Consider the following 23,647-nt stretch of genomic DNA (forward strand, 5'->3'; position numbering starts at 1 on the left):
CAGTTATAACGCGCTTTTTTTGTTTAATTTTTACGGTAGATCTCGTGTTGAATATCGTAAATATTAACGCTTAGGCTGTCTGAGTCGCGACAGTAGGTTTTTAAACACTCTAGCAGGCTTTCACTAAGCATTTGCTTTTGCTCAATAGAACGCCCTGACATTATATGTGCCGCAATATGAATAAATCCTTCTTTACCCGCACCTAGTTGATATTGTTGGTAAGCAATGGCACGGGTTTTTATCGTTTCTAAATCGAATAAGCCACTTTGAAAAGTTGCATTATGTACTTTTTCTACAAGTACTTGAGGGAGAACAGGAAGGTCTTCTGAGTGTTCAATAATAATATGCGGCATTAAGCATTTCCTATTGTAAGTTACTGCATGGGTGTGGGCGCAATTGTAGCAAATACAGCGTAGTGCGCTAACCCCTGAGGTATTGAAAATCTTTACTCTAAAGTAATTATTTTTGATGGTAGTATAAAAACAGACACGTGAACCTTCGCTTAGCTTATAAAGCAAAATTAAGGATTAATATGAAATTACCGCAAAATTTTAAACGCTTAGCTGTGCTACTAAGTGCAGTTGTTACATTAAGTGCTTGCTCTGACGATGTTGCATCGGTGAGCTTAGGTCTATTTACTACTAAAGATGTGGTGGTAAATTCGCAGCAAGACCCGCTAGTAAAAGGTGTTACATGTCATATTAGCCATATTGAGGCAGATTTAGATTTTTCCGATCCTTCCGATATGTCTATAGCGTGTCGTCAAACGGGGCCGATTACGGGCGATCAATTACAAGCTATAGATCGCAGTAAGTCGGGTGAGGTGGTATTTAAATCATCTAAAAGTATTTTATTTAAATCACTAAAAGTACGCCGTATTTACGATGCACAAAACCGTACGTTGCTGTACTTATCGTACTCAACAAAAGAATCCAGTGGTAGTCATCATCATGCACTATCAACAGTACCGCTTTACAATACCCAAGCGTGGGATTGGGCGCTTGAACAAGAATAAGAGCAGATTATGTTAGCGTTATTTAAAACAAAGCCACTGCTTGAGCAGGCAGAGCAGCAGTGGTTAATTGATACTTTTATTTGGGCGGTAGAAAACTTTGATGCCAGTTTTTTTACAAAGCATACTCAAATAATATTGCCAACGGCTAAATACTTCCCTGACTCGGTGTCGAGTATAGAAGAAATGGCCACCAACGTATTTACCCGTGTGCGCGATTACGCTGGTATGAGCAAATGGCCAATACAGCTAGTAGCACCACAGCAATTGCAGCCACAAGTATTTCCTCATTTTGAATTTAGTGAACAACTACGAGGTGATACAAGCCAGCTTATAGTACCGCCAAGCCATGCGATTAATGTCTCGTTTAATCCTAATCAAATAAATCAGCCACAAGATTTAGTAGCAAGCTTTGCAGGTACGTTAGCTACCATACTCATACACCATGTTGCGGTGCTACCGCCAGGTGGTAAAGACTACCTGCCACAAGCAGCTGATGCAGTGGCATGCTTTTTAGGTTTTGGTGTAATGATGAGCAATACAGTGTATCAATTTAAAGGTGGATGTGGCTCGTGCTATAACCCTTATGCTAACCGCGAGGCTAAATTAAGCGAAGCCCATACCGTATTTATGCACGCGTTAATTAGCTACTTTAAAAACGATAAAGAGTCTAAAAAACATTTAAAGCCGCATTTACGAAGCCAATTTAAAAAGGCTCAGAAAGAAATTAAAGCCTTAGTAGACAACTCAGCTAATCCGTTATTACTCGCCTATGCACCAAATTAAATTGGATACTTGTGAATTACTTAGATGAATTTTTGCTTATTGCTATTGCACACTTTTTTGCAGTAGCGAGCCCAGGACCGGACTTTGCTGTGGTACTTAAACAAAGTGTACAGCAAGGTAGGCGTAATGCTTTATGGACCAGTGCCGGCGTTGGGGTAGCCATTTTGCTGCACGTTGGCTATTGCGTATTAGGCGTTGCACTTATTTTAACGCAATCACCTAATTTATTTATAGCGCTTAAATACCTCGCAGGTGCTTATTTGGCATATTTAGGTGTGCAAGCGTTAAGAGCTGCAAAACCGCCTGAAAATACGAGCGATGCTATAGAAAACAAAACCGTGCTTGAAGAAAGCGTGTGGCTTGCTTTTAGGCGTGGCTTTTTAACTAATGCGCTAAACCCTAAAGCAACCCTCTTTTTTATGTCGTTATTTACCTTAGTAATTAGTGTAACGACACCTACTAGCGTGCAAATAGCGTATGGCGTTTATATGGCATTGGCCACCTGGGTGTGGTTTTCAATGCTTTCTTTAGTGCTTTCAAAGCCGGGTGTTCGGGGCTTTTTTCAAAAAAGTGGTTATTGGTTTGACCGCGGTATTGGCGTTATTTTAATAGCGTTAGCTATTCGCGTTGTAATTTAAATTAATAAGAGCAGGAGTAAACATGCCTATTTATAACTTTTCGTTTGGATCAAATATGTCGTCCAACCGCTTACTTGCACGTTTACCGCAAGCTAAACGTGTTGGTACAGCGGTATTAAAAGGCTACGAACTTACCTTTAATATGTTATTTAAAGATGGGTCGGGTAAATGCAGTATTCAAAAAAGCGATGATAAAAACGCGTTAGTGTATGGCGTTGTTTATGAAGTTAATGAAGCAGAAAAAGCAGTTTTAGATACTATTGAAGGCCCAGGATACGATTGCGTTGCAATTAAGCCAACACTTTTAGATGGCGAGCAAATAGAGGCGCATTGTTATATAGCCAATACGTACGATAACGATGTACTGCCATACGATTGGTATATTCAGCACGTTCATCGCGGAGCACTTGAGGCGGGCGTACCAAAAGAATACAGTGATGCAATACTTAACCGGCCGCATAAAAGCGATACTAATAAAGAGCGTGCCGATATTGAATTTGCAGTTCATCAAAAATAATAAGGATAACCATGACATTAACTAAATTAGCCAGCTTTGCCTTGCTTGCAAGTGCCACCTTTAGCAGTTGGGCACAAATAAATACCAATAATTTAGAAGAGGTAATTAAAACCTCAATGGCACGCTTTGACGTACCCGGTATGGCTGTAGCGGTAGTGCAAGACGATCAAGTAGTATTTGCTAAAGGTTTTGGTGTTAGTAACTTAAATACTAACGCACAAGTAAACAAAGACACGCTATTTGGTATTGCTTCAAACACAAAGGCATTTACCAGCGCCGCACTGGCTAAATTAGTTGATGAAGGTAAGTTGAGTTGGGATGACAGAGTAATCGATCACTTACCTGAATTTAGATTATATGACTCATATGTAACCCGTGAAATGCGTATTCGTGATTTATTAAGTCACCGCAGTGGATTAGGCCTTGGGCAAGGCGATTTAATGATTTGGCCAAGCACCGATAAATCTATAGAAGATATTTTAGCTGGGTTAAAGTATTTAAAACCTGCAAGCAGCTTTCGCAGCCAATATGCTTATAACAATTTAATGTTTGTTACCGCAGGTGAAGTTGTTGCGCGTGTGTCGGGTATAAGCTGGAACGATTACATCGAAAAAAATATATTAAAGCCGCTACATATGGATAACTCTCGTGCGGGCTTTTCGCGTATTCCTAAAAGTAATAAAAATTGGGCAATTGGTCATATTCCGATGGATGGCAAGCTCAACCCATTTTTTGTTAATTACTTAGAAGATTTTAGAGGTGCAGGTGCTATTGCATCTAGCGTAAGCGATATGAGTCAATGGCTACGCACGCAATTAGCGGGTGGTAAAATGCCAAACGGCGAGCAGCTATTTAGCGAAAAGCAACAAGCGCAAATGTGGCATCCGCATATTACCTCTATGGCCTCTAAAAGTGCATTTGAAGCGTATCATCAGCAATTTAGAGGATATGGGCTAGGTTGGAGCATTGAAGATTACCACGGCTTTAAAAAGCTAGGTCACGGTGGTGGTATTTTAGGTATGGTATCGCAAGTCACGTTACTACCAGAGAAAAAGCTTGGTATTGTCATTTTATCTAATCAGCAAGCATTTAGTGCGCTTTCGGCGGTTACTCATGAAGTGCTTGAAGATGCTCTAGAACTTGAAGATAAAGACTGGGTAGAAGATTTAGCTGATAAGCATTTTGCCGGTAAACAAAAAGCTTATGCGAATGCTAAGCCCGATGCGCCAGCAGACTACCAGCCACAGTTACCTAATATCAATTACACCGGCACCTTACATGATGATTGGTACGGTGATGTAATTGTTGAGCAGTTAGATGGCAAATTACGCATTGATTTTACACATACCAAACGCTTAAAAGGCACCCTTGAGCATTACACGGGTAATACATTTATTGTTAAGTGGGATGAAAAGCTACTAGAAGCCGATGCGTTTATTCGTTTTGAAATGAGCTCACAAAATCGTGTGAATAGCGCCAAAATGCACGCGGTATCAACAGCGGTTACCGACTTTAGCTTTGATTTTAGAAACCTAAATTTAAAAGCTAAATAGTAATTTAATCTTGCTATACACCAAAGTCGCAAAGCCACCACTAGGTGGCTTTGTTATATTAAACGCTCATACTAGTTTGCTTAGGAGCATTTTATGCGTACTGCAGTTATTTCACACCCTCATTGCCGTAAACATAAAATGATTGACGACCATCCCGAGTGTCCAGAGCGCTTAGATGCTATTACCGACCGACTACTCGCCAGTGGTGTAGATGTAGGGCTTACTCATTTACAAGCACCTAAAGCAAAGCGCGAGGATTACCTATTAGCGCATGATGAGTCATTAGTTAATCTTGTGGAGCGCTTAATTCCACAAGAGGGATTAAATAACCTCGATGGCGACACATGGCTATGCCCTGATTCATTAAAAGCAATTGAGCGCGCTGTAGGCGCTGGGCTGTTAGCTGTAGATGAAATACTTGCAGATAAGCTAGATGCTGCTTTTTGTTCTGTTCGCCCGCCTGGTCATCACGCAAACAAAAACTCATCATCTGGGTTTTGTGTATTTAATAACTTAGCCATTGCTGTTAAGTACGCGCAAAGCAAAGGGATTAAACGTATTGCGATTGCCGATTTTGATGTGCACCATGGCAATGGCACGCAAGACATTTTTATTGACGATGAAAACGTATTACTTTGCTCGTTATTTCAATACCCGTTTTACCCAAATACAGCGGTAAAAAATAATAATCATATTGTTAATTCGCCTTTACCAATAGCCAGTAATGGCGACGACTTAAAAGAGTTATTTAATACTCAGTGGTTACCCAAATTGAAAGCATTTAAACCTGAGCTGTTATTTATAAGTGCAGGGTTTGATGCACACTTAGAAGATGATATGGCAAGTTTAAAGTTTGTAGAAGATGACTATATTTGGCTAACACAGCAGTTGTGTAACGCTGTTAAAGACAGTGGTTGCAGGGGGGTTATATCATACCTTGAAGGCGGTTATGCGCTATCAGCTTTAGGAAGAAGTGCTGTAGCGCATATTAAAGTACTCACTGAGCTTTAAATAAAGAGAAAATTTATAACCCTAGTAAATCAAACGCCTGCGTAGTGCTTAGCGTTTTAATTTTGCCTAAGCAACATTGCCCTTCATTTAATAAATAGGTAGTTACCAGCTGTGCTAGTTGCTCCCCAGATGGGGCAGGGCAAGCAGTACCTTGTAAATCAACGAAGTCGCCTTGTTTATTAAGTACGCGTACGTCGTTTAGCTCACTTTGCGTAACACTGTGTAAGCACTCTTGTTGCTCTTGTTGGTTATGCGCTATCTCAAGCTCATTATAAATAACCAATAACTGTGGGAAGCTGTTTAGCATAGCGTGTTAGCCTACGGTTACTTCGTACGAGGTAAATTTACGGATATTAATAACGCCATTATCAAAAATTAAATATTGGCCTTTAATGCCTTGTAAAACACCACTTACAACAGGGTTTTTATCAAAGTTAAACGAGCTGATTTTAGTAGGATACTCTGTAACCGGAAAGTTTAGGTCAACCACGTCTTCATCAAGTTGCTCTATAGCTGTTGCCCCAAATAATTCACTTAATTCGTTTAGTTTATCGCTGATTTGTGGAATAAGCTCCGCGGCGGCAGCTTTCAAGTCTATTGCTTCGTTTTGGCCTTTTAGCATATTGCGCCAATTAGTTTTATCGGCAATAAACTCTGCTAATGCAACCTCTACCAAGCCCGACTGCAAACGTGTTTGTACTTTAAAAATAGGTAAAGCCTGAGTAGCACCTTGGTCAACCCAACGTGTAGGTATTTGTGTATGGCGCGTAATGCCTACTTTTAATCCCGAGGTATTAGCTAAGTAGACGTAATGTGGGATCATACAATTTGCTTCGCCCCACTGTGGCTCTCGGCATGTACCTTGATCGTAGTGGCAGGTTTCTGGCTTCATAATACACATGTCGCAGCTAGCAAGCTTACGCATACATACAAAGCAATGACCTTGTGAATAACTCTTTTTAGTTTTTTTACCGCAGTTAGAGCATAAAATAGTACCGCTAAAAGTAAGCGTGAGTTCTTTACCTATGTATGCATTTAAATCAACCAGCTCGTCGCCAACCGGAAGGTGATACTGAACCGGCTCTGTTAAGCTCGATTTTAATTTACGCAAAGTGCCTTGCATCTTTACTTGGCCCCTAAAGATGTTAAAAAGAGGAGTCTAACATTTTTAAGCTATATTGGCTTTTTAAGAAGTGTAAATAGTCGGTGTATGGGAGTGCTTTTGCGTATAAATAGCCTTGAGCTCTATCTGCGTTCATTGTTTTAAGGAGCTGGTGGATTTCTTGGGTTTCTACTCCTTCAATAGTGATTGATAAGCCTAGGTTATGTGACATATCAATGGCTGTTTGCACAATAACTTGATGGGTGGCGTTATTAGGTAAATCAAACACAAAAGACTTGTCTATTTTGAGCTCACTAAAGTGATAGTTAACTAGGTAATTAAGAGATGCGTAGCCTGTACCAAAGTCATCTAATACAACTTTGATTCCCAGTGCACTTAACTCATCAACAAGCTGTATTAGTGCTTCTTGGCTATCTACAAATGCTGATTCGGTTAACTCAAATTTTAATAGGTGAGCGGGTACCTGATATTTTATAAGTAGGTTTTCTACTTTTTCGGCTAGGTTATTAATCGTTAAATTTTTAGCGCTGAGGTTTACGCTAATGGTGTGATTAGGGTGCCCGTTTTGCGTAAATGCGATGATGTCTTTACAGGCTTGCTCAACAACCCATAGAGTCAGCTCGTTAATTATGCCGGTGTGCTCTGCAAGTATGATCAGTTCTTCAATAGACAAATGGCAAAATTCAGGATCGGGCCAGCGTAATAATGCCTCTGCGCCACTGACTTGATTGTCTAATAAATTAATTTGAGGTTGATAATAAAGAGCTATGCTATTTGTTTTTATCGCTTTTTGTAATTTAGCTGCTAAAGCGACATCCATCATTAATTTATTACCATTAGAGGCGGAGCTGACGTTATCAAGGCTACTTTTAGCTTGTTTAAGTGCTAAATAACCACGCTTAAGCCAGTACTCAAAATCGTTACTTTGTCCGGCGTTGCTAATACCTATACTGTAATTTAGCTGAAGGTTTAACCCTTTAATTTCGTATTGTTTTGGAAGGCTACTAATTATATTTTTTAAAAGCTCTTCAAGCATGTTTTGAGGCTGAGTTTTTGTAGATATAAAAGCAAATACACCACTGCTTAAGTCGGCAATACGAGGGCTAGTGTTTAAATCTACATCTAAGTTAGCAAACTCACGCTCGTGACTTAATTCAAGCTCTAGCTCTTTAGCTATGTGCTTTATAAGGGCATAGCCTTGAGAGGGGGTAATAATTGTATTTAATGAGTTAAAGTGGCGAATTTTAATTAAGCACAAAGTAGTTGAGCGCTCTTGAGTTTGTAAAGCCATAAACGCTTGTTTTAATTTAGCGCTGTTGAGCAATTTGGTTTGCTGTGTGTGAGTTGCATGATAAAGCGAGCGTTCTCGCTGAAAGCGCACCCTATCGGCAAGGGCCATAGCCATTAAAATAACTTCACACAATATGGCCATTAGCAGGGCGTGGCGTGTAGTAAAGCTATACGGTAAAAAGCCTGTAAGCTCCATTGGCTGTATAGCCGCGCCAAATATCAGTGGCACCCACGAGAACACGTAAAACTTTGCCCATCTAAAACCACTGCGTAATTTGTTATAAATTAAAATAACGCAAACGATATACAAAAGCGCCATGACACAAAAAAACATTGGCGCGGCTATATATTCAGGTATAAATAAGCTGGCTATAGCCATTACAAACATAAACGTAAGTAGCCAAACGCTCATTTTGTATCGCCAGCAATTATCTTTATGGTAACGCAAAAACATAGTACAAAAAGCAAGAGTAAAAAATGCTATGGCATAGTTACTAAATACGACCTGCTCATGAAAATACAACTGCCATTGCATTGGCCATAAATAAAAGCCAAATCCAAGTACCGTGCCCATCAGGGTAAGTGCGCTGAGTATGTAACCTATATAAATAAGGTAAACACGGTCTTTAATTCCAAAATAAAGTACTAAATTATAAAGTGCAGCCATAAGCAAAACGCCTGCAAATATTCCCCAAATTCCTGTTTGCGAACGCATTAGGTCGATAAATTCTTTATCGCGGTAGAGGCTTACGGGGGTTTTACTTATTCCCAAGGTATCTATTTTAAGGACTAAGCGCTCAGATGATTTGCTAGCAAGTGAAAAGCGTATATGCGGTACGCTGTACTGAAATAAAGTGAGTGCTTCTTCTTTGTCGCCTAATTTATAGGTATCTATTAATTTATTATTTTTAGTGAGGCGATAAATACTCAGGTGATCAACCATTGGGTTATCAAAATGGGCCACTATATTTTGCTTGTGTAAGCTTTTATTCTCTAAATCAACAAACAGCCAATAATTTTGTTGAGTAAAGCTCCACGGTATATCAGTTAGAGGTTGATGGGTGAGTAATTCGGGCTGGGAAATAACATCGTCAAAAGTAAGCGATTTAGTGTCGTCTAGGTAATAAGCGTAATCTAAGTATACAGGCGCAGTTTTATCTATGGTGTAACGTGTAGGCACCACAAGGTTTGACGCTAATGTACTGATAATATAAAAAATTAAAATCAGAATAGCGACAGCAACTGCATGATAACGTAATGTTTTTAATTCCAACGCTGTGCACTTGTAAAAACTATTTACATTAGTGTAGCACTAAAAAAGCGCAGATAAACTGCGCTTTTGTAGTTAAATTAACTGGTTATACCAATAAATTGGTACGAGGTTACTGCTCGCGAGCAATAGCGCGGTAGGCAATATCAGTACGATATTCCATACCTTCCCAGCTAATTTGTTTTACCAGCTCGTATGCACGCTGCTGAGCCTCAGTTACGGTATTACCAAGTGCTGTTGCGCATAATACGCGTCCGCCTGCGGTAACAACGTTTTCGCCATCTTGCTTAGTACCCGCATGAAATACTTTTTCATCAGCAGGGTAATTAACTTTAAGGCCCGAAATAGCATCACCTTTAGGGTAATCACCTGGGTAGCCTTTTGCTGCAAGTACAACACCTACTGCCGCACGTGAGTCAAATTCGATAGTGGTTTTATCAAGCTCTACACGGTTAGCCGCTTCAATTAGTTCTACTAAATCAGATTGAAGGCGTAACATCATAGGTTGTGTTTCAGGGTCGCCAAAACGACAGTTGTATTCAATAACTTTAGGCGTACCCGTTTCGTCAATCATTAAACCTGCATATAAAAAGCCAGTGTAAGGGTGGCCTTCACTTGCCATACCTTCTACCGTTGGGGTGATCACTTCGTCCATAATACGCTGGTGGATTTCGTCGGTAACAACTGGCGCAGGAGAGTAAGCACCCATGCCACCTGTATTTGGACCGGCATCGCCATTGTAAGCACGTTTATGATCTTGGCTAGTTGCAAACGGTAAAACGTTTTTGCCATCAACCATAACGATAAAAGATGCTTCTTCGCCATCTAAAAACTCTTCAATTACTACGCGGCTGCCTGCATCACCAAAGGCATTACCGGCAAGCATATCGCGAATAGCGTCTTCAGCTTCGCGCTCTGTCATTGCGACGATAACGCCTTTACCTGCGGCTAAACCGTCAGCTTTAATTACAATTGGCGCGCCTTTTTCTTTTAAATAAGCAAGGGCAGGGTCAATTTGTTCAAACGTTTGGTAATCGGCGGTTGGTATATCATGACGTGCTAAAAAGTCTTTAGTGAACGACTTAGAGCCTTCAAGCTGAGCTGCGCCCGCTGTTGGGCCAAATATAGCCATGTTATGTTCACGAAACTTATCTACAACACCTAAAACTAGCGGTATTTCAGGACCAACAATGGTGAGTTCCACATTGTTTTGCTGTGCAAAGCTTAATAAGCCATCTAGGTCTTCAACGTTAATTGCTACGTTTTTTAGTTTTGGCTCAAGTGCAGTACCTGCATTACCTGGCGCTACAAACACGGTGTTAACTTTACTGTTTTGAGCGGCCTTAAACGCAAGTGCGTGTTCGCGGCCGCCGCTGCCAATGACTAATACATTCATGGCGTACTATTCCTATTTAAAGCGGTTTTTTAAATTTCAGCGTCATACGGTCGCTTTCACCAATAGCTTTGTATTTATCAGCGTCTTTTTCGCCAAGTCGTAAGCTAGGTGGTAGCGTCCACACGCCCTTAGGGTGATCAGCTGTATCTTTTGGATTCGCGTTAATCTCACTTGTTGCAACCAGTTCAAACCCAGCTTTTTTAGCTAAGTCGACTACGTAGCTTTGCTTCATGTAGCCTGTTGATTTTTGATCCTCATCAGCACGGCTTTCATCTAAGCGATGTTCAACGACACCTAATGTGCCACCTGGTTTTAGCGCTGTGTAAAAAGACTTAAATGCACTTAATGCGCCTTCAGTGTCTTTACCCATGTACCAGTTATGTACATTGCGAAAGGTTAATACCATATCGGCTGTACCCGCAGGGGCTATATCAGTGTGTGTTAAAGGGGCAAATTCAGAAATTTCTACTTTACTAAAGCGCTCATCTTTAGCCACTTTTTGTTTAAAGGCAGCTAGAGAACGTTGGTAGTAACCTACAGATGAATCACTAGGAAAGTGCGCAGCGTAATATAAGCCTTGCTCTTTAAGGGCTGGAGCTAAAATTTCACTGTACCAACCACCACCTGGCGCAATTTCAACAACGGTCATTGTTGGTTTAAAACCAAAAAATGCCAATGTTTGCTCAGGGTGACGATATTCATCACGGGCGCTATTTTTAGCGCTACGTTCGCTTGATTGAACTGCATGGCTCAGACTCGACTCATGGTTATGGCTAAGCGCCATAGTTGATGTAAGCGTAAGCGAGGCAACAAGTAGTGACTTTAGTGCAAATTTCATCGTTTGTTCCTTAACATAAAAATTAGGTGTTAGATTAACCAGAATACGTGAATTGATTGCAAACAAAAAGGGTTAAACGCTGTGTTTAACCCTTTGTGTGATTAGTGGCGGAAATGACGCATGCCAGTAAACACCATAGCCATGCCTGCTTCGTCAGCTGCGGCGATAACTTCTTCATCGCGCATTGAGCCACCAGGTTGAATTACAGCGGTAATACCAGCTTCTGCTGCTGCATCAATACCATCACGGAATGGGAAAAACGCATCCGACGCCATAACTGAACCCGGTACTTCTAGGTTTTCATCGGCGGCTTTAATCCCCGCTATTTTAGCTGAGTAAACACGGCTCATTTGGCCTGCGCCTACGCCGATAGTCATACCGTCGCGGGCATAAACAATCGCATTTGATTTAACAAATTTAGCGACTTTCCAGCAAAATAGTAAATCTTTAAGTTCTTGCTCAGAAGGCTGGCGCTTAGACACTACTTTTAAGTCGCCTTGGGTTACCATGCCTAAATCACGATCTTGTACTAAAACACCGCCGTTTACGCGTTTAATATCGTGGCCAGATGCTTTGCCGCTCCATTGTCCGCACTCTAATAAGCGTACGTTCTTTTTAGCTTCAACAATTTTTGCTGCTTCGCTTGAAATGCTAGGGGCAATAATCACTTCAACAAATTGGCGATCAACAATGGCTTGTGCTGTTGCTGCATCAAGCTCGCGGTTAAAGGCAATAATGCCGCCAAACGCTGATGTTGGGTCTGTTTTAAATGCACGCTCGTATGCTTGTAGGATGTCATCACCAATTGAAACACCACACGGGTTTGCGTGTTTAACAATCACACACGCAGGTACATCAAATTCTTTAACACACTCAAGTGCAGCATCGGTATCTGCAATGTTATTAAACGAAAGCGCTTTACCTTGTAGCTGAGTAGCTGTTGCAACTGACGCTTCGCTTACATCGTTTTCAACGTAAAAAGCAGCATCTTGGTGTGAGTTTTCACCGTAACGCATATCTTGCTTTTTAGTGAACTGCATATTGATAGTACGTGGGAATTTAGTATCGGTGGCGGCTTCTTCAGTGTAATCAGGAACCATTTTGCCAAAGTAATTAGCAATCATGCCATCGTATTGAGCAGTGTGCTCATAGGCGGCAATGGCTAAATCAAAACGTGTTTTATACGTTGTTGAGCCATTGTTGTTTTGCATTTCGCTAATAACACGGTTGTAGTCGCCCGCGTTTACCACAATCGTTACATCTTTATGGTTTTTAGCGGCTGCGCGAACCATTGTAGGGCCGCCAATATCAATGTTCTCAATGGCATCTTCAAGGCTGCAGTTTTCTTGAGCGACAGTATTCGCAAAGGGGTATAAGTTAACTACAACTATGTCGATAGCAGAAATGTTGTTATCTGCCATTACGCTTTCATCTTGTCCGCGACGAGCTAAAATGCCGCCGTGAACTTTAGGATGAAGGGTTTTAACACGACCATCCATGATTTCAGGATGACCTGTGTGATCTGAAACTTCAGTCACTTTTATGCCGTTATCAGCAAGGAGTTTACATGTACCGCCAGTTGATAAAATATCTACACCTTGCGCTTCTAGTGCGCGGGCAAATTCAACAATACCGGTTTTATCAGACACACTTAAAAGTGCGCGACGAATGGGACGATGAGTATCCATTGTAGTTTGATTTCCTCAGTTAATGAGCTAGCTTAGAAGCGGGCATTTTAACTGATTACTACTCAAAAAACGACTTATAAAGCGCCAATAAGCGTGAGCATTTTGCAACATCTCTACTAAATTGTACGCATAAAAAAAGCACCCTAAGGTGCTTTTTTTGCATTATACCAATTGTATTGGATTAGTAAGCAGTTATAACGATAGAAAAACAAGTCTATAACAAGGCAAAAATTTTACAGTGTAGTTATTCTACATAAGAAATTTTTAACGCCGTTATGGGCTTGTTTAGCGCGTTAGAATGCTTACGCTTTCAATATAATTGGTATTAGTTCATGCCGTATTTTTTAAGCTTTTTACGTAAAGTACCACGGTTGATACCTAGTAAAATTGCCGCACGAGTTTGATTGCCACGTGTATATGTCATTACTTCTTCAAGTAATGGCGCTTCTAGCTCTGAAAGAACAAGGTCGTAAACGTCTTGCACATCTTGACCGTTAAGCTGCTTTAAATAGTGGTGAACAGCTTTTTTTACTGCATCACGCAATGGCTGCGGTTTCTCGTGTGACTGAACATGAGGGTTTGTGATAAATGGAGAAGTCACGTTTTGTTCGAACATTATTTAATCTCTTTCTTTCTTAGTTAGCTGCTAGTGTTTTAAAGTATTGCTTTAATGCGTCAACCTGTGCCTGTGGGTTGTCGAGCGCATTAAATACTCGCCTAAACTGACCATCACTGTCATGGGTTTGCAAATACCAAGATACATGTTTGCGAGCAATTCGCGCTCCCATTGGCTCACCGTAAAACGCATGGAGGTTTTCTAAATGCTCCATTAAAATACTGCGTACCTCTGAAATAGCAGGCGGCTGTAAGTGTTCTCCAGTTCGCAAATAGTGGTCTATCTCCCTAAATATCCAAGGGCGACCTTGGGCGGCTCGGCCAATCATAATGGCATCTGCACCCGTATAGTCCAAAACCTGCTTTGCTTTTTCTGGTGATGTAATATCGCCATTTGCAACAACAGGTATCGACACTGAGCGTTTTATATCCCTAATCGTGTCATATTCTGCTTCACCTTTATACATACATGCGCGTGTACGCCCATGTACGGCAAGTGACGCTATGCCATAACGCTCAGCTATTCTCGCAATCTCTACACCATTACGGTTATCCTGATCCCATCCAGTTCGGATTTTAAGTGTGACCGGGATATCAACAGCATTAACGACTGCATCAACTATCTCTTCCACAAGTTCAGGAAACTGTAATAAGGCAGAGCCTGCGAGTTTCTTGTTCACTTTTTTTGCTGGGCACCCCATATTGATATCTATGATCTGTGCACCGTTTGCAACATTGAATTGTGCGGCCTGCGCCATAAGCTCAGGATCTGCTCCTGCAATTTGCACCGCGCGTATACCCGATTCACCGCTGTGATCCATACGGTTCATCGACTTTTCAGTTTTCCAAACCTTAGGGTTTGACGATAGCATTTCAGACACAGCTAGCCCCGCACCTAAGCGGCGACAAAGTTGTCTAAATGGTCTGTCTGTAATACCTGCCATTGGCGCGACTATTACATTATTCTCAAGTTGGTATGAACCGATACGCACTGTATTCAATAGGCCTCTTTTCAAGGGGCGCTAAGTTTACGGTTTTTTTAGGAAAAATCAAAGGCTATAAATTGAACAAAAGTGACTTTTTTTTGCCCTTTTCGTATTGACATTTGATAACCGCATGACAAGTAGGTTGATTTGTTTGAAATTTATACAGGTTTTATTTTTTAAACAATAATTAGAAAAAAAATAATATGTAAAAAAATAGTAAAGCCTGTTAAATACAGGCTTTACATGCGAGTTTTGAGTTAATACTCTAAATTTGCTCTTATTAGTTGTTAGGCTTTTTTAGTGCCGCTAACTCGCGTCCAATCACCTTCAACGGCAATATCATCGAGCTCAATAAAGGGTGCATAAATATCAGCTACTGACTGAGCTTGTTCTTCTAAAATACCTGACATGGCAATTTTGCCACCTGGCTTTAGCAAACCTAAAATTACATTGTGTAGCTCTCTCAGTGGTTGCGCTAAAATATTAGCCACAACTATATCGGCCGTAAACTCTGGCTGGTTTTCTGGTAAGTACACTTCTAGCTTATCGGCAACGCCGTTACGATTAGCGTTATCTAAGCTTGCTTCAAGTGCTTGCGGATCAATATCAATCCCAATCATGCGCTCAGCGCCAAGCTTTATAGCAGCAATCCCTAAGATGCCTGAGCCACACCCAAAGTCCACTACGGTTTTACCAGTTAGGTCTTGGCTTTCTAGCCATTTTAAACAAAGTGCTGTTGTTGCATGCGTGCCTGTGCCAAACGCAAGGCCTGGATCAAGTAATACATTAACAGCATCAGGATCTGGGATGTCGCGCCAGCTAGGACAAATCCATAGCTTTTCACCAAACTGGATAGGGTGGAAGTTATCCATCCATTCACGCTCCCAGTCTTTATCTTCTAGTTGCTCAATTTTATATACTAGCGAGTCTTTAATTTCATCGTGGCGCTTTAATAAGGCAATTACAGCGTTCATATCGTGATTAGCTTCAAATAAACCAATTACGGTAGTATCAGCCCAAAACACAACGGTGCCAATTTTAGGCTCGTAAATAGGGGTGTCTTTAGCGTCTATAAAAGTAACAGACGCACTGCCTGCTTCCATTAGTAAGTCACTTACAGCATCTGCGGTTGCAGCATTGGCATTGATACGGATTTGGATCCAAGCCATGATTGTTTCCTTGAAATAGAAAAAAGGCCGCTACAGCGGCCTTTTTAGTTTATATGAAGCGCTAAATTATTTAGCGTCTAAAAAGCTTTTCAGTAAATCTGAGCGAGAAGGGTGGCGTAATTTACGCAGCGCTTTCGCTTCTATTTGACGAATACGCTCACGTGTTACGTCAAATTGCTTACCTACTTCTTCTAAGGTGTGGTCGGTATTCATATCAATACCAAAACGCATACGTAGTACTTTAGCTTCACGCGCTGTTAAGCCTGCTAGTACATCGTTAGTTGCGCCACGAAGAGATTCCATTGTTGCCGAGTCAATTGGCGAATCAATAGTGGTATCTTCGATAAAGTCACCTAAGTGCGAATCTTCATCATCACCGATTGGTGTTTCCATTGAAATTGGCTCTTTTGCAATTTTAAGTACCTTACGGATTTTATCCTCAGGCATCATCATGCGTTCTGCTAATTCTTCTGGATTTGGCTCACGACCCATTTCTTGTAACATTTGACGAGAAATACGGTTAAGTTTATTAATCGTTTCTATCATATGCACCGGAATACGGATTGTTCTTGCTTGGTCAGCAATTGAGCGAGTAATTGCTTGGCGTATCCACCATGTAGCATAAGTAGAGAACTTATAACCACGGCGATATTCAAACTTATCTACCGCTTTCATTAAGCCAATGTTACCTTCTTGGATTAAATCCAAGAACTGTAAGCCACGGTTTGTGTATTTTTTAGCAATTGAGATTACAAGACGTAAGTTAGCTTCAACCATTTCTTTTTTCGCACGGCGGGCTTTCGCTTCACCAATGCTCATTCGACGGTTAATGTCTTTAATACGCTCTATGCTTAAACCTGTTGTTTGTTCAATAACAGATAGTTTATTGATGCTACGAATGATCTCTGGCTTAACTTCTTCAAGTTTAGCCGAATGCTTTTCGTTAGCACTGATTTCTACGTCAATCCAAGAAGCATCAGTTTCATTATTAGCAAAATGCTTAATGAAGGTCTTCTTAGGTAACTTAGCAATTTGTACCGCTTGTTTCATGATTAGACGTTCTTGAATACGAACTCTGTCCATCATTTCACGCATGTTATTAACCATGCGATCAAACTGTTTAGGTACTAATTTGAATGTTCTGAACAGCTCGCCAATTTCAAAAATAGCGGCTTGAGACTCAGGGTGCGAACGACCTTTAGAGTCAAACGTATCACGTGCTTTATTATATAAATCACGTAAGTTTTCAAAGTGTACACGTGCCTCTTCAGGATCTGGGCCGGTATCTACTTCTTCTTCGTCTTCATCATCGTCGCTGTCTTTGTCATCGTCTTCATCGTCGTCATCAAGTTGTTTTTCACTTAACTCTGAACCGATGTTAGTCGCTGATATTGGCGCATCATCTTCGTTAGGATCAATAAATCCAACGATAATATCGCTTAAGCGCATTTCTTCAGCTTCAAATTTATCCCACTGTTCTAGTAGGTAAGTAATTGCTTCAGGGTACTCTGCAACAGAAATCTGTACTTGGTTGATACCTTCTTCAATACGCTTAGCGATTACAATTTCGCCTTCACGTGTTAGAAGTTCAACAGTACCCATTTCACGCATGTACATGCGAACCGGATCCGTTGTGCGGCCGATTTCTTTTTCTACAGTTGCAAGTGCTGCAGCGGCAGCTTCTGCTGCGTCTTCGTCTGTCGTTGTTTCTTGCATCATTAATTCATCGGCATCAGGCGCGTTTTCGCTAACCTTGATACCCATGTCATTAATCATGCTAATGATATCTTCTACTTGATCTGAGTCTATAATGTCTTGTGGAAGGTGATCATTTACTTCTGCAAAAGTTAAGTAGCCTTGCTCTTTACCTTTTTGAATCAGAAGTTTTAATTGTGACTGAGGAGTTGGATCCATAGAGATTGTTTCTTCCACTCTGATAAGTTGATACAACAGGCGCCATCATGTAGTTTGCATTAAAGCCAACTAGAATAATGTGACGCAGTGAATAGCACAGTATAACAGTTTAAATCAAATCTGACTAGCTGTTAGTGGCTTTTAACGCTGTCATTAGCAAATGACATTCAAGTCTTTCGTCGCTATTAAGGCCTTGTGTCTTATCCTTTATTAATAGGGTCTCGAGTCGATAATTTAAACACTGATCTTCAATAAATTTAAAAGTATTTTTAAAAACAGTCTCTAAACGCTCTTCATTTATTTGATGTTGCCATGTTGCAAGCTTAATTAATGGCTCGTAATCATCTGTATCTCTAAAGAACTCTAATAACTGAGCTGTAGTTACTTCTTCTTTTTGTAAAGCTTGCTCTTGCAATCGTAATAACAAACCAATGCCAGCAATATTCATTTGCGCAAGCTCGGGTAAGTACGGCACACTTTTGGCTAAATCAGGGTGCTGAATTAATATACCAATTGCTTGGCGCATAGGCGTTATTTTAAATTTTCGTTCAATAGAGTGTTGCTGCTTTGGTGTTTTTAAGCGGCTATTAAGTTGCTCTCGAGTTCGACCAATCAAGCGCCCTAATTGTTCCAAAATATTTTCTTGATAAAATTCACTCGGAATTTTTTCAATAAGAGGTAGCGCAGCACTTAGTAATTTAGCTTTACCTGAGTCGAGCGTTAAATCAACTTCTTGGCTAAGTTTATTAAACAGTACCTTGGTAAAGTCATCTGCTTGACTAAGGCGTTGTTCAAATTGCTCTTTCCCCTCTTTTTGTACTAGCGAGTCAGGGTCTTCACCGTCAGGTAAAAATGCAAACTGTAATGCTTTACCGTCGTTTAAATAGGGAAGTGCGTTTTCAAGAGCTCGCCATGCAGCATCACGGCCTGCTCTGTCGCCATCATAACAACAAATTACCTTGTCTGTGGTTCTAAACAAAGTGTGCATGTGCTCGCTTGTAGTTGCGGTGCCTAGTGCGGCAACAGCATATTCAATCCCTTGCTCGGCAAGCGCGACTACATCCATATAACCTTCTACAATCATTACATGGTCAAGTTTTTTATGAGCTTGCTTTGCTTCATATAGCCCATACAGCTCAAAGCCTTTATGAAAAATTCGGGTCTCTGGCGAGTTTAGGTATTTTGGGCCTTGGTCGGCTTGCATTACACGTCCGCCAAAGGCAATAACGCGCCCACGTTTATCGCGTATAGGAAACATTAAGCGGTCGCGGAAAAAATCAAACTGTCTACCAGGTGTTTTTTCAGAGGCAAGCTTTAGCTCTACTAATTGCTCTTTTTGTTCTTTGTTACGGCCAAGCTGTAAACATAATCCATCCCACTCACTTGGGGCGTAACCAATCATAAACTTTTTAACAGTTTCACCGCTTAAACCACGTCCTTTAACATACTCAATTACAGCTGCTGAGTTACTATGGTGCTTTAATTGGTGTTGATAAAAGCGCGCAGTGTGCAGCATTAAATCGTAGTCTGAGCGTTTTTGGGCTGCTGTGCGCTCTGGAGCTGAGTTGCTGCCTTGTTCTCGTGGTACATCTAAGTTTAATAAACTGGCAAGTTCTTCAATGGCATCAACAAACTCTAGTTTGTCGTATTCCATAACAAACGATATTGCATTGCCATTCGCACCACAGCCAAAACAATGATAAAACTGCTTGTCTTGCGATACGGTAAATGAGGGCGATTTTTCGTTATGAAATGGACAGCAGGCTTGGTAATCTTTACCGGCTTTTTTAAGGCCAACTTTAGAGTCGATGAGTTCGACAATGTCGGTTCTGGCAAGTAAATCGTCTATAAAATTACGTGGGATCTTTCCAGCCATTAGTAAAATAAGGTCCTGAGATAATAAGAAGAATAACGAAAACGAAATGTACGTTTAGTGCCAAATAAAGCCTATTTAACTTACCAAAACATACTGTAAATAAATAGGGCAGTACACATAAATTTCAATAGTTAAATTGAAGCATGTAAGCGTATCTAATTAGCTTGTTGTTAGGTTAATTAAAGCTAAAAACAAAGAAACCGAGCGCTAGGCTCGGTTTGCTTCAATCATACTTTAATGTATGTGGGCGTATATTAGGCAGTTAATCGTTGCTTAATTAAACCAGAGATTTTGCCCATATCGGCGCGACCTTCAGCTTTGCTTTTGATTATACCCATTACTTTACCCATGTCTTGCATACCTGCTGCGTTAGTATCAGCAATAGCCGCATCAATGAGAGCAATTATTTCTTCTTCACTCAATTGTTGAGGTAAAAAAGTTTCAAGTGCTACTATTTCATTGGCTTCAATATCAGCTAAATCATCACGCCCAGCATCTTTGTACTGAGTGTAAGAGTCACGACGTTGTTTAACAAGCTTCACTATAACTGAGGTAATACCCGCGTCGTCTAGTGTAATTTGCTCGTCAATTTCACGTTGCTTGATTGCAGCAAGTACCATACGAATAGGGTTAAGACGTTGTTTGTCTTTAGCTCGCATCGCATCTTTTTGCGCATCTTTTAGCGTTATTAAAAGGCTCATTTATACAAGACCTAATATATTAGTATAATTTAACGCGACGTGCGTTATCACGAGAAAGTTTTTTCATGTGACGTTTAACTGCAGCAGCTTTTTTACGCTTACGCTCAGCTGTTGGCTTTTCATAGTGCTCGCGACGACGAACTTCTGAAAGGATACCTGCTTTTTCACATGAACGCTTGAAGCGACGAAGTGCTACGTCAAACGGTTCGTTCTCTCTTACTTTAATTACTGGCATTAAAAATTCACCTACCTAAATTATGAGCGTTGCTCAAGTTGATCAAACATTGATCAAGTGGTTCAAAAATGGTGCGGTATTGTAATCCGAAGCAACACCACATGTAAAGGATAATATTAACAGAAACGCATCATCTAAAATAGTATTAATTTGATTGACGTTGATATAGCCTGCAGAACACTTGCCCCGCCTTTTTTTCCTTTATTAACAGCCAGTTATCGGGTTGTTGAAACGTGCTTAACTCGGTTTCTACTTCCACATAAATGAGTGCTTCGCTGCTTAGCCATTGGTTTTTTTCTAATAAATCGCATGTTGTTTGTGCTAAATCTTTGCGGAACGGCGGGTCAACAAATACTAAATTAAATGCCTCACTTTTATTTTTTTGTTCTAAATAACTCAAAGAATTAGTGTGTTTTACCTGTGCATTTTCAAGCTTTAAGGTGCTGATATTTTGTTCTAATTGTTTGGCCGCAAATTTATCTAACTCAATAAAGATGGTGCTTTTTGCAAAACGAGAGAGCGCTTCAAAACCGAGCCCGCCAGAACCCGCAAAACAATCAAGTACATGAGCGTCGCGGGTATCTTGCATTAACCAGTTAAACACCGTTTCTTTAATTCTATCGGTGGTCGGGCGTAAACCTTCTACGTTTTTTACTGGCAATTTACGGCCTCTAAATTGGCCGCTTATAACTCTAATAAAACCATCGCTGGATTTGCTAATAGCTTTATTTTGTGTCGTTTTATTTCTCATTTAGCTCACTAAAAAATGGTATATGGTATCTAGCTCAGATAATATTGCAGCAGATTACGTGTAGCTTCATTTTTCAACCGTATTAAAAGTGTTACTATTGAACACTTACGTTTTGAATGGTTGTTTTACTAGCATCGATTGCTAGGCATCGCCAAGCTATTTCAAATTTTAGTTTATCAGATTTTTATAAGTGGTTATTAGCAAGTATGGCAAAAAAAAGTAAATTCATGTCGTGGCTCGGTTTTGGCAAGTCAGATAAAAAAGAAGCAGAGCAAAAAGCAGAAGCTGATAAACAACAAGCATTAGCGCAAGAGCAAGCCGAAAAAGCTGAGCAAGAACGTATAGCTGCAGAGCAGGCTGAGGCTGAGCGTTTACAAGCAGAAGCAGAGACTAAGCGTTTAGAGCAAGAGCGTATAGCTAGTGAGCAGGCTGAAGCTGAACGTTTAGCTCAAGAAAAGCTAGCTCAAGAGCAAGCGCAAAAGCTTGAGCAAGAACGCCTATATGAAGCAGAACAAGCCGAAAAGCGAGCGATAGAGCAAGCTAATGCCGAATTATTAGCAAAGCAAGATGCAGATGCAGCAGCGCAAAAGCAAGAACAAGCTAAACGGCTAGCTGAGCAAGAAACACAAATGCGCTTAGAACAGGAGCGCATTGCAGCTGACAAAGCAGAGTCGGAGCGATTAGAACGAGTTCGTCTCCAAGAGCAAGAAGCTGCAAATGCAGAAAAGCTTGCAATAGATAAAGCAAATGCACAATTGCTTGCAAAAGAGCAGGCTGATGCTGAAATACAACGACAGGAACGAGAGCAGCGCCTAGCTGAGCAAGAAGCTCAAATGCGTTTAGAGCAAGAACGTATAGCCGCTGAAAAAGTTGAGAATGAACGCTTAGAGCAAGAACGCATAGCCGCTGAAAAAGTTGAGAATGAGCGCTTAGAGCAAGAGCGCATAGCCGCCGAAAAAGCCCAGAATGAACGATTAGAGCAAGAACGAATCGCCGCTGCTAAAGCAGAGAATGAGCGTTTCGAACAAGAACGACTTGCAGCTGAAAAAGTTGAGAATGAACGCTTAGTGCAAGAGCGCATTGCGGCTGAAAAAGCCGAGAGTGAACGTTTAGAGCAAGAACGCATTGCCGCTGAAAAAGCCGAGAGTGAACGTTTAGAGCAAGAACGCATTGCAGCTGAAAAAGCCGAGAGTGAACGTTTAGAGCAAGAACGCATTGCCGCTGAAGAAGCCGAGAATGAGCGTTTAGAGCAAGAACGACTTGCAGCTGAACTTGTAATAGATGAAGCAAAACAAGCAGAAAAACCAAAAAAAGAAGGGTTTTTCTCTCGTCTTAAAAAGGGCTTATTAAAAACTCGTGTAAATATAGGTTCTGGCTTTGCTTCTATTTTTAGTGGTAAAAAAATTGATGATGAGTTATTTGAAGATCTTGAAACACAGCTGCTCACCGCTGATCTAGGCGTTGATACCACCATGAAGTTAATCGATAGCTTAACTGATGCAGCAAACCGAAAGCAGCTTAAAGATGGTGATGCCCTATATGAGCTAATGAAGCAAGAAATGGCAGCGATGCTAAAAACTGCTGAGCAGCCTTTGGTTATTAATAAAGATAAAAAGCCGTTTGTTATTTTAATGGTAGGTGTGAACGGAGTTGGTAAAACAACCACGATTGGTAAGTTAGCTAAGCAATTTCAAAACGAAGGTAAGTCGGTCATGCTTGCCGCGGGAGATACGTTTAGAGCCGCAGCTGTAGAACAATTACAGGTTTGGGGTGAGCGGAACAGTATTCCGGTTATTGCACAGCACACAGGTGCAGATAGCGCGTCGGTAGTATTTGATGCATTTCAAGCCGCGAAAGCACGTAATGTTGATGTATTAATTGCCGATACAGCTGGGCGCTTGCAAAATAAAGATAATTTAATGCAAGAGCTTGAAAAAATAGCCCGTGTAATGAAAAAAATTGACCCAGATGCACCTCATGAAGTAATGCTTACTATTGATGCTGGTACAGGTCAAAACGCTATTAGCCAAGTAAACTTATTTAATCAATGTGTTGGTTTAACTGGTATTACACTTTCAAAACTTGATGGTACTGCAAAAGGCGGTGTTATTTTTGCGGTTGCCGATAAGTTTAATATTCCAATTCGTTACATTGGTGTTGGTGAAGGTATTGATGATTTACGCGCTTTTAAAAGCGATGACTTTATTGATGCGTTATTTAGCCAAGATGAGGACGACGTTTAATTTACCAAAAGAGGGAGCTTGCTCCCTTTTTAATT

Annotated in this window: 22 protein-coding genes; 7 read left to right on the plus strand and 15 right to left on the minus strand. The window is 40.7% G+C overall.

Features of this window, described 5'->3' with window-relative positions; genetic code table 11:
• Positions 1-23: 23 nt before the first annotated feature.
• Positions 24-353 carry a 5-carboxymethyl-2-hydroxymuconate Delta-isomerase gene (locus ATS74_RS13285; protein ID WP_058549364.1) on the minus strand — a complete coding sequence of 110 codons (330 nt, stop codon included), beginning with the start codon at positions 351-353 and terminating at the stop codon, positions 24-26.
• Positions 354-532: 179 nt separating this feature from the next.
• Between ATS74_RS13285 and ATS74_RS13290 the strand changes: the two genes are divergently transcribed.
• The 6 genes from ATS74_RS13290 to ATS74_RS13315 all read left to right on the plus strand — a co-directional run bounded on the left by ATS74_RS13290 (position 533) and on the right by ATS74_RS13315 (position 5,517).
• Complete coding sequence (locus tag ATS74_RS13290) at positions 533-1,015, plus strand: CreA family protein (RefSeq protein ID WP_058549365.1); 483 nt, start codon at positions 533-535, stop codon at positions 1,013-1,015.
• A gap of 9 nt (positions 1,016-1,024) precedes the next feature.
• Positions 1,025-1,798, plus strand: coding sequence for a hypothetical protein (locus ATS74_RS13295; protein WP_058549366.1), 774 nt, complete (start codon positions 1,025-1,027; stop codon positions 1,796-1,798).
• Positions 1,799-1,809: 11 nt separating this feature from the next.
• Complete coding sequence (locus ATS74_RS13300; protein WP_058549367.1) at positions 1,810-2,436, plus strand: LysE family translocator; 627 nt, start codon at positions 1,810-1,812, stop codon at positions 2,434-2,436.
• A 22-nt stretch (positions 2,437-2,458) separates the two neighbouring features.
• Positions 2,459-2,953, plus strand: coding sequence for a gamma-glutamylcyclotransferase family protein (locus tag ATS74_RS13305; protein WP_058549368.1), 495 nt, complete (start codon positions 2,459-2,461; stop codon positions 2,951-2,953).
• A gap of 11 nt (positions 2,954-2,964) precedes the next feature.
• The gene (locus ATS74_RS13310; RefSeq protein ID WP_058549369.1) at positions 2,965-4,506 is read left to right on the plus strand and encodes a serine hydrolase; all 1,542 of its coding nucleotides are present in this window, start codon (positions 2,965-2,967) and stop codon (positions 4,504-4,506) included.
• Between the two features lie 93 nt (positions 4,507-4,599).
• Entirely contained in the window at positions 4,600-5,517 is a 918-nt protein-coding gene (locus ATS74_RS13315) for a histone deacetylase family protein (RefSeq protein WP_058549370.1), read from the plus strand.
• A 13-nt stretch (positions 5,518-5,530) separates the two neighbouring features.
• On the opposite strand, the gene ATS74_RS13320 is transcribed toward ATS74_RS13315, so the two are convergent.
• The 14 genes from ATS74_RS13320 to rsmD form a co-directional block, all read right to left on the minus strand.
• Entirely contained in the window at positions 5,531-5,824 is a 294-nt protein-coding gene (locus ATS74_RS13320) for a hypothetical protein (protein ID WP_058549371.1), read from the minus strand.
• A 6-nt stretch (positions 5,825-5,830) separates the two neighbouring features.
• Positions 5,831-6,640 (minus strand): DUF2797 domain-containing protein, encoded by an 810-nt coding sequence (locus ATS74_RS13325; RefSeq protein ID WP_058549372.1) that lies wholly within the window; start codon positions 6,638-6,640, stop codon positions 5,831-5,833.
• Between the two features lie 22 nt (positions 6,641-6,662).
• Entirely contained in the window at positions 6,663-9,203 is a 2,541-nt protein-coding gene (locus ATS74_RS13330; RefSeq protein ID WP_058549373.1) for an EAL domain-containing protein, read from the minus strand.
• A 109-nt stretch (positions 9,204-9,312) separates the two neighbouring features.
• Positions 9,313-10,596, minus strand: a complete 1,284-nt coding sequence (gene purD, locus ATS74_RS13335) for a phosphoribosylamine--glycine ligase (protein ID WP_058549374.1) — start codon at positions 10,594-10,596, stop codon at positions 9,313-9,315.
• A gap of 16 nt (positions 10,597-10,612) precedes the next feature.
• Positions 10,613-11,434 carry a class I SAM-dependent methyltransferase gene (locus ATS74_RS13340; RefSeq protein ID WP_058549375.1) on the minus strand — a complete coding sequence of 274 codons (822 nt, stop codon included), beginning with the start codon at positions 11,432-11,434 and terminating at the stop codon, positions 10,613-10,615.
• A 101-nt stretch (positions 11,435-11,535) separates the two neighbouring features.
• Positions 11,536-13,122, minus strand: a complete 1,587-nt coding sequence (gene purH, locus ATS74_RS13345) for a bifunctional phosphoribosylaminoimidazolecarboxamide formyltransferase/IMP cyclohydrolase (protein ID WP_058549376.1) — start codon at positions 13,120-13,122, stop codon at positions 11,536-11,538.
• A 325-nt stretch (positions 13,123-13,447) separates the two neighbouring features.
• Entirely contained in the window at positions 13,448-13,738 is a 291-nt protein-coding gene (gene fis, locus ATS74_RS13350; protein WP_002957804.1) for a DNA-binding transcriptional regulator Fis, read from the minus strand.
• A gap of 19 nt (positions 13,739-13,757) precedes the next feature.
• Entirely contained in the window at positions 13,758-14,729 is a 972-nt protein-coding gene (dusB, locus tag ATS74_RS13355) for a tRNA dihydrouridine synthase DusB (RefSeq protein WP_171038382.1), read from the minus strand.
• Between the two features lie 281 nt (positions 14,730-15,010).
• Entirely contained in the window at positions 15,011-15,892 is an 882-nt protein-coding gene (gene prmA / locus ATS74_RS13360; RefSeq protein ID WP_058549378.1) for a 50S ribosomal protein L11 methyltransferase, read from the minus strand.
• Between the two features lie 66 nt (positions 15,893-15,958).
• Positions 15,959-17,806 carry an RNA polymerase sigma factor RpoD gene (gene rpoD, locus ATS74_RS13365; protein WP_058549379.1) on the minus strand — a complete coding sequence of 616 codons (1,848 nt, stop codon included), beginning with the start codon at positions 17,804-17,806 and terminating at the stop codon, positions 15,959-15,961.
• Positions 17,807-17,930: 124 nt separating this feature from the next.
• Positions 17,931-19,682, minus strand: coding sequence for a DNA primase (gene dnaG, locus ATS74_RS13370; RefSeq protein ID WP_058549380.1), 1,752 nt, complete (start codon positions 19,680-19,682; stop codon positions 17,931-17,933).
• Positions 19,683-19,936: 254 nt separating this feature from the next.
• Positions 19,937-20,383 carry a GatB/YqeY domain-containing protein gene (locus ATS74_RS13375; RefSeq protein WP_007376027.1) on the minus strand — a complete coding sequence of 149 codons (447 nt, stop codon included), beginning with the start codon at positions 20,381-20,383 and terminating at the stop codon, positions 19,937-19,939.
• A 19-nt stretch (positions 20,384-20,402) separates the two neighbouring features.
• The gene (gene rpsU / locus ATS74_RS13380) at positions 20,403-20,618 is read right to left on the minus strand and encodes a 30S ribosomal protein S21 (protein ID WP_002957797.1); all 216 of its coding nucleotides are present in this window, start codon (positions 20,616-20,618) and stop codon (positions 20,403-20,405) included.
• A gap of 145 nt (positions 20,619-20,763) precedes the next feature.
• Positions 20,764-21,369, minus strand: a complete 606-nt coding sequence (gene rsmD / locus ATS74_RS13385) for a 16S rRNA (guanine(966)-N(2))-methyltransferase RsmD (RefSeq protein WP_058549381.1) — start codon at positions 21,367-21,369, stop codon at positions 20,764-20,766.
• A gap of 206 nt (positions 21,370-21,575) precedes the next feature.
• Between rsmD and ftsY the strand changes: the two genes are divergently transcribed.
• Entirely contained in the window at positions 21,576-23,612 is a 2,037-nt protein-coding gene (ftsY, locus tag ATS74_RS19750; protein WP_082660607.1) for a signal recognition particle-docking protein FtsY, read from the plus strand.
• The last annotated feature ends 35 nt before the right edge of the window (positions 23,613-23,647 follow it).

Source organism: Pseudoalteromonas sp. H103 (genome assembly GCF_001469205.1).
GTDB classification, from domain to species: Bacteria; Pseudomonadota; Gammaproteobacteria; order Enterobacterales; family Alteromonadaceae; genus Pseudoalteromonas; species Pseudoalteromonas carrageenovora.

Coding starts and splice junctions, on each gene's coding strand:
- ATS74_RS13285 (WP_058549364.1), bottom strand. CDS start 353: ATGCCGCATATTATTATTGAACACTCAGAAGACCTTCCTGTTCTCCCT.
- ATS74_RS13290 (WP_058549365.1), top strand. CDS start 533: ATGAAATTACCGCAAAATTTTAAACGCTTAGCTGTGCTACTAAGTGCA.
- ATS74_RS13295 (WP_058549366.1), top strand. CDS start 1,025: ATGTTAGCGTTATTTAAAACAAAGCCACTGCTTGAGCAGGCAGAGCAG.
- ATS74_RS13305 (WP_058549368.1), top strand. CDS start 2,459: ATGCCTATTTATAACTTTTCGTTTGGATCAAATATGTCGTCCAACCGC.
- ATS74_RS13310 (WP_058549369.1), top strand. CDS start 2,965: ATGACATTAACTAAATTAGCCAGCTTTGCCTTGCTTGCAAGTGCCACC.
- ATS74_RS13315 (WP_058549370.1), top strand. CDS start 4,600: ATGCGTACTGCAGTTATTTCACACCCTCATTGCCGTAAACATAAAATG.
- ATS74_RS13320 (WP_058549371.1), bottom strand. CDS start 5,824: ATGCTAAACAGCTTCCCACAGTTATTGGTTATTTATAATGAGCTTGAG.
- ATS74_RS13325 (WP_058549372.1), bottom strand. CDS start 6,640: ATGCAAGGCACTTTGCGTAAATTAAAATCGAGCTTAACAGAGCCGGTT.
- purD (WP_058549374.1), bottom strand. CDS start 10,596: ATGAATGTATTAGTCATTGGCAGCGGCGGCCGCGAACACGCACTTGCG.
- ATS74_RS13340 (WP_058549375.1), bottom strand. CDS start 11,434: ATGAAATTTGCACTAAAGTCACTACTTGTTGCCTCGCTTACGCTTACA.
- purH (WP_058549376.1), bottom strand. CDS start 13,122: ATGGATACTCATCGTCCCATTCGTCGCGCACTTTTAAGTGTGTCTGAT.
- fis (WP_002957804.1), bottom strand. CDS start 13,738: ATGTTCGAACAAAACGTGACTTCTCCATTTATCACAAACCCTCATGTT.
- prmA (WP_058549378.1), bottom strand. CDS start 15,892: ATGGCTTGGATCCAAATCCGTATCAATGCCAATGCTGCAACCGCAGAT.
- rpoD (WP_058549379.1), bottom strand. CDS start 17,806: ATGGATCCAACTCCTCAGTCACAATTAAAACTTCTGATTCAAAAAGGT.
- dnaG (WP_058549380.1), bottom strand. CDS start 19,682: ATGGCTGGAAAGATCCCACGTAATTTTATAGACGATTTACTTGCCAGA.
- ATS74_RS13375 (WP_007376027.1), bottom strand. CDS start 20,383: ATGAGCCTTTTAATAACGCTAAAAGATGCGCAAAAAGATGCGATGCGA.
- rpsU (WP_002957797.1), bottom strand. CDS start 20,618: ATGCCAGTAATTAAAGTAAGAGAGAACGAACCGTTTGACGTAGCACTT.
- rsmD (WP_058549381.1), bottom strand. CDS start 21,369: ATGAGAAATAAAACGACACAAAATAAAGCTATTAGCAAATCCAGCGAT.
- ftsY (WP_082660607.1), top strand. CDS start 21,576: ATGGCAAAAAAAAGTAAATTCATGTCGTGGCTCGGTTTTGGCAAGTCA.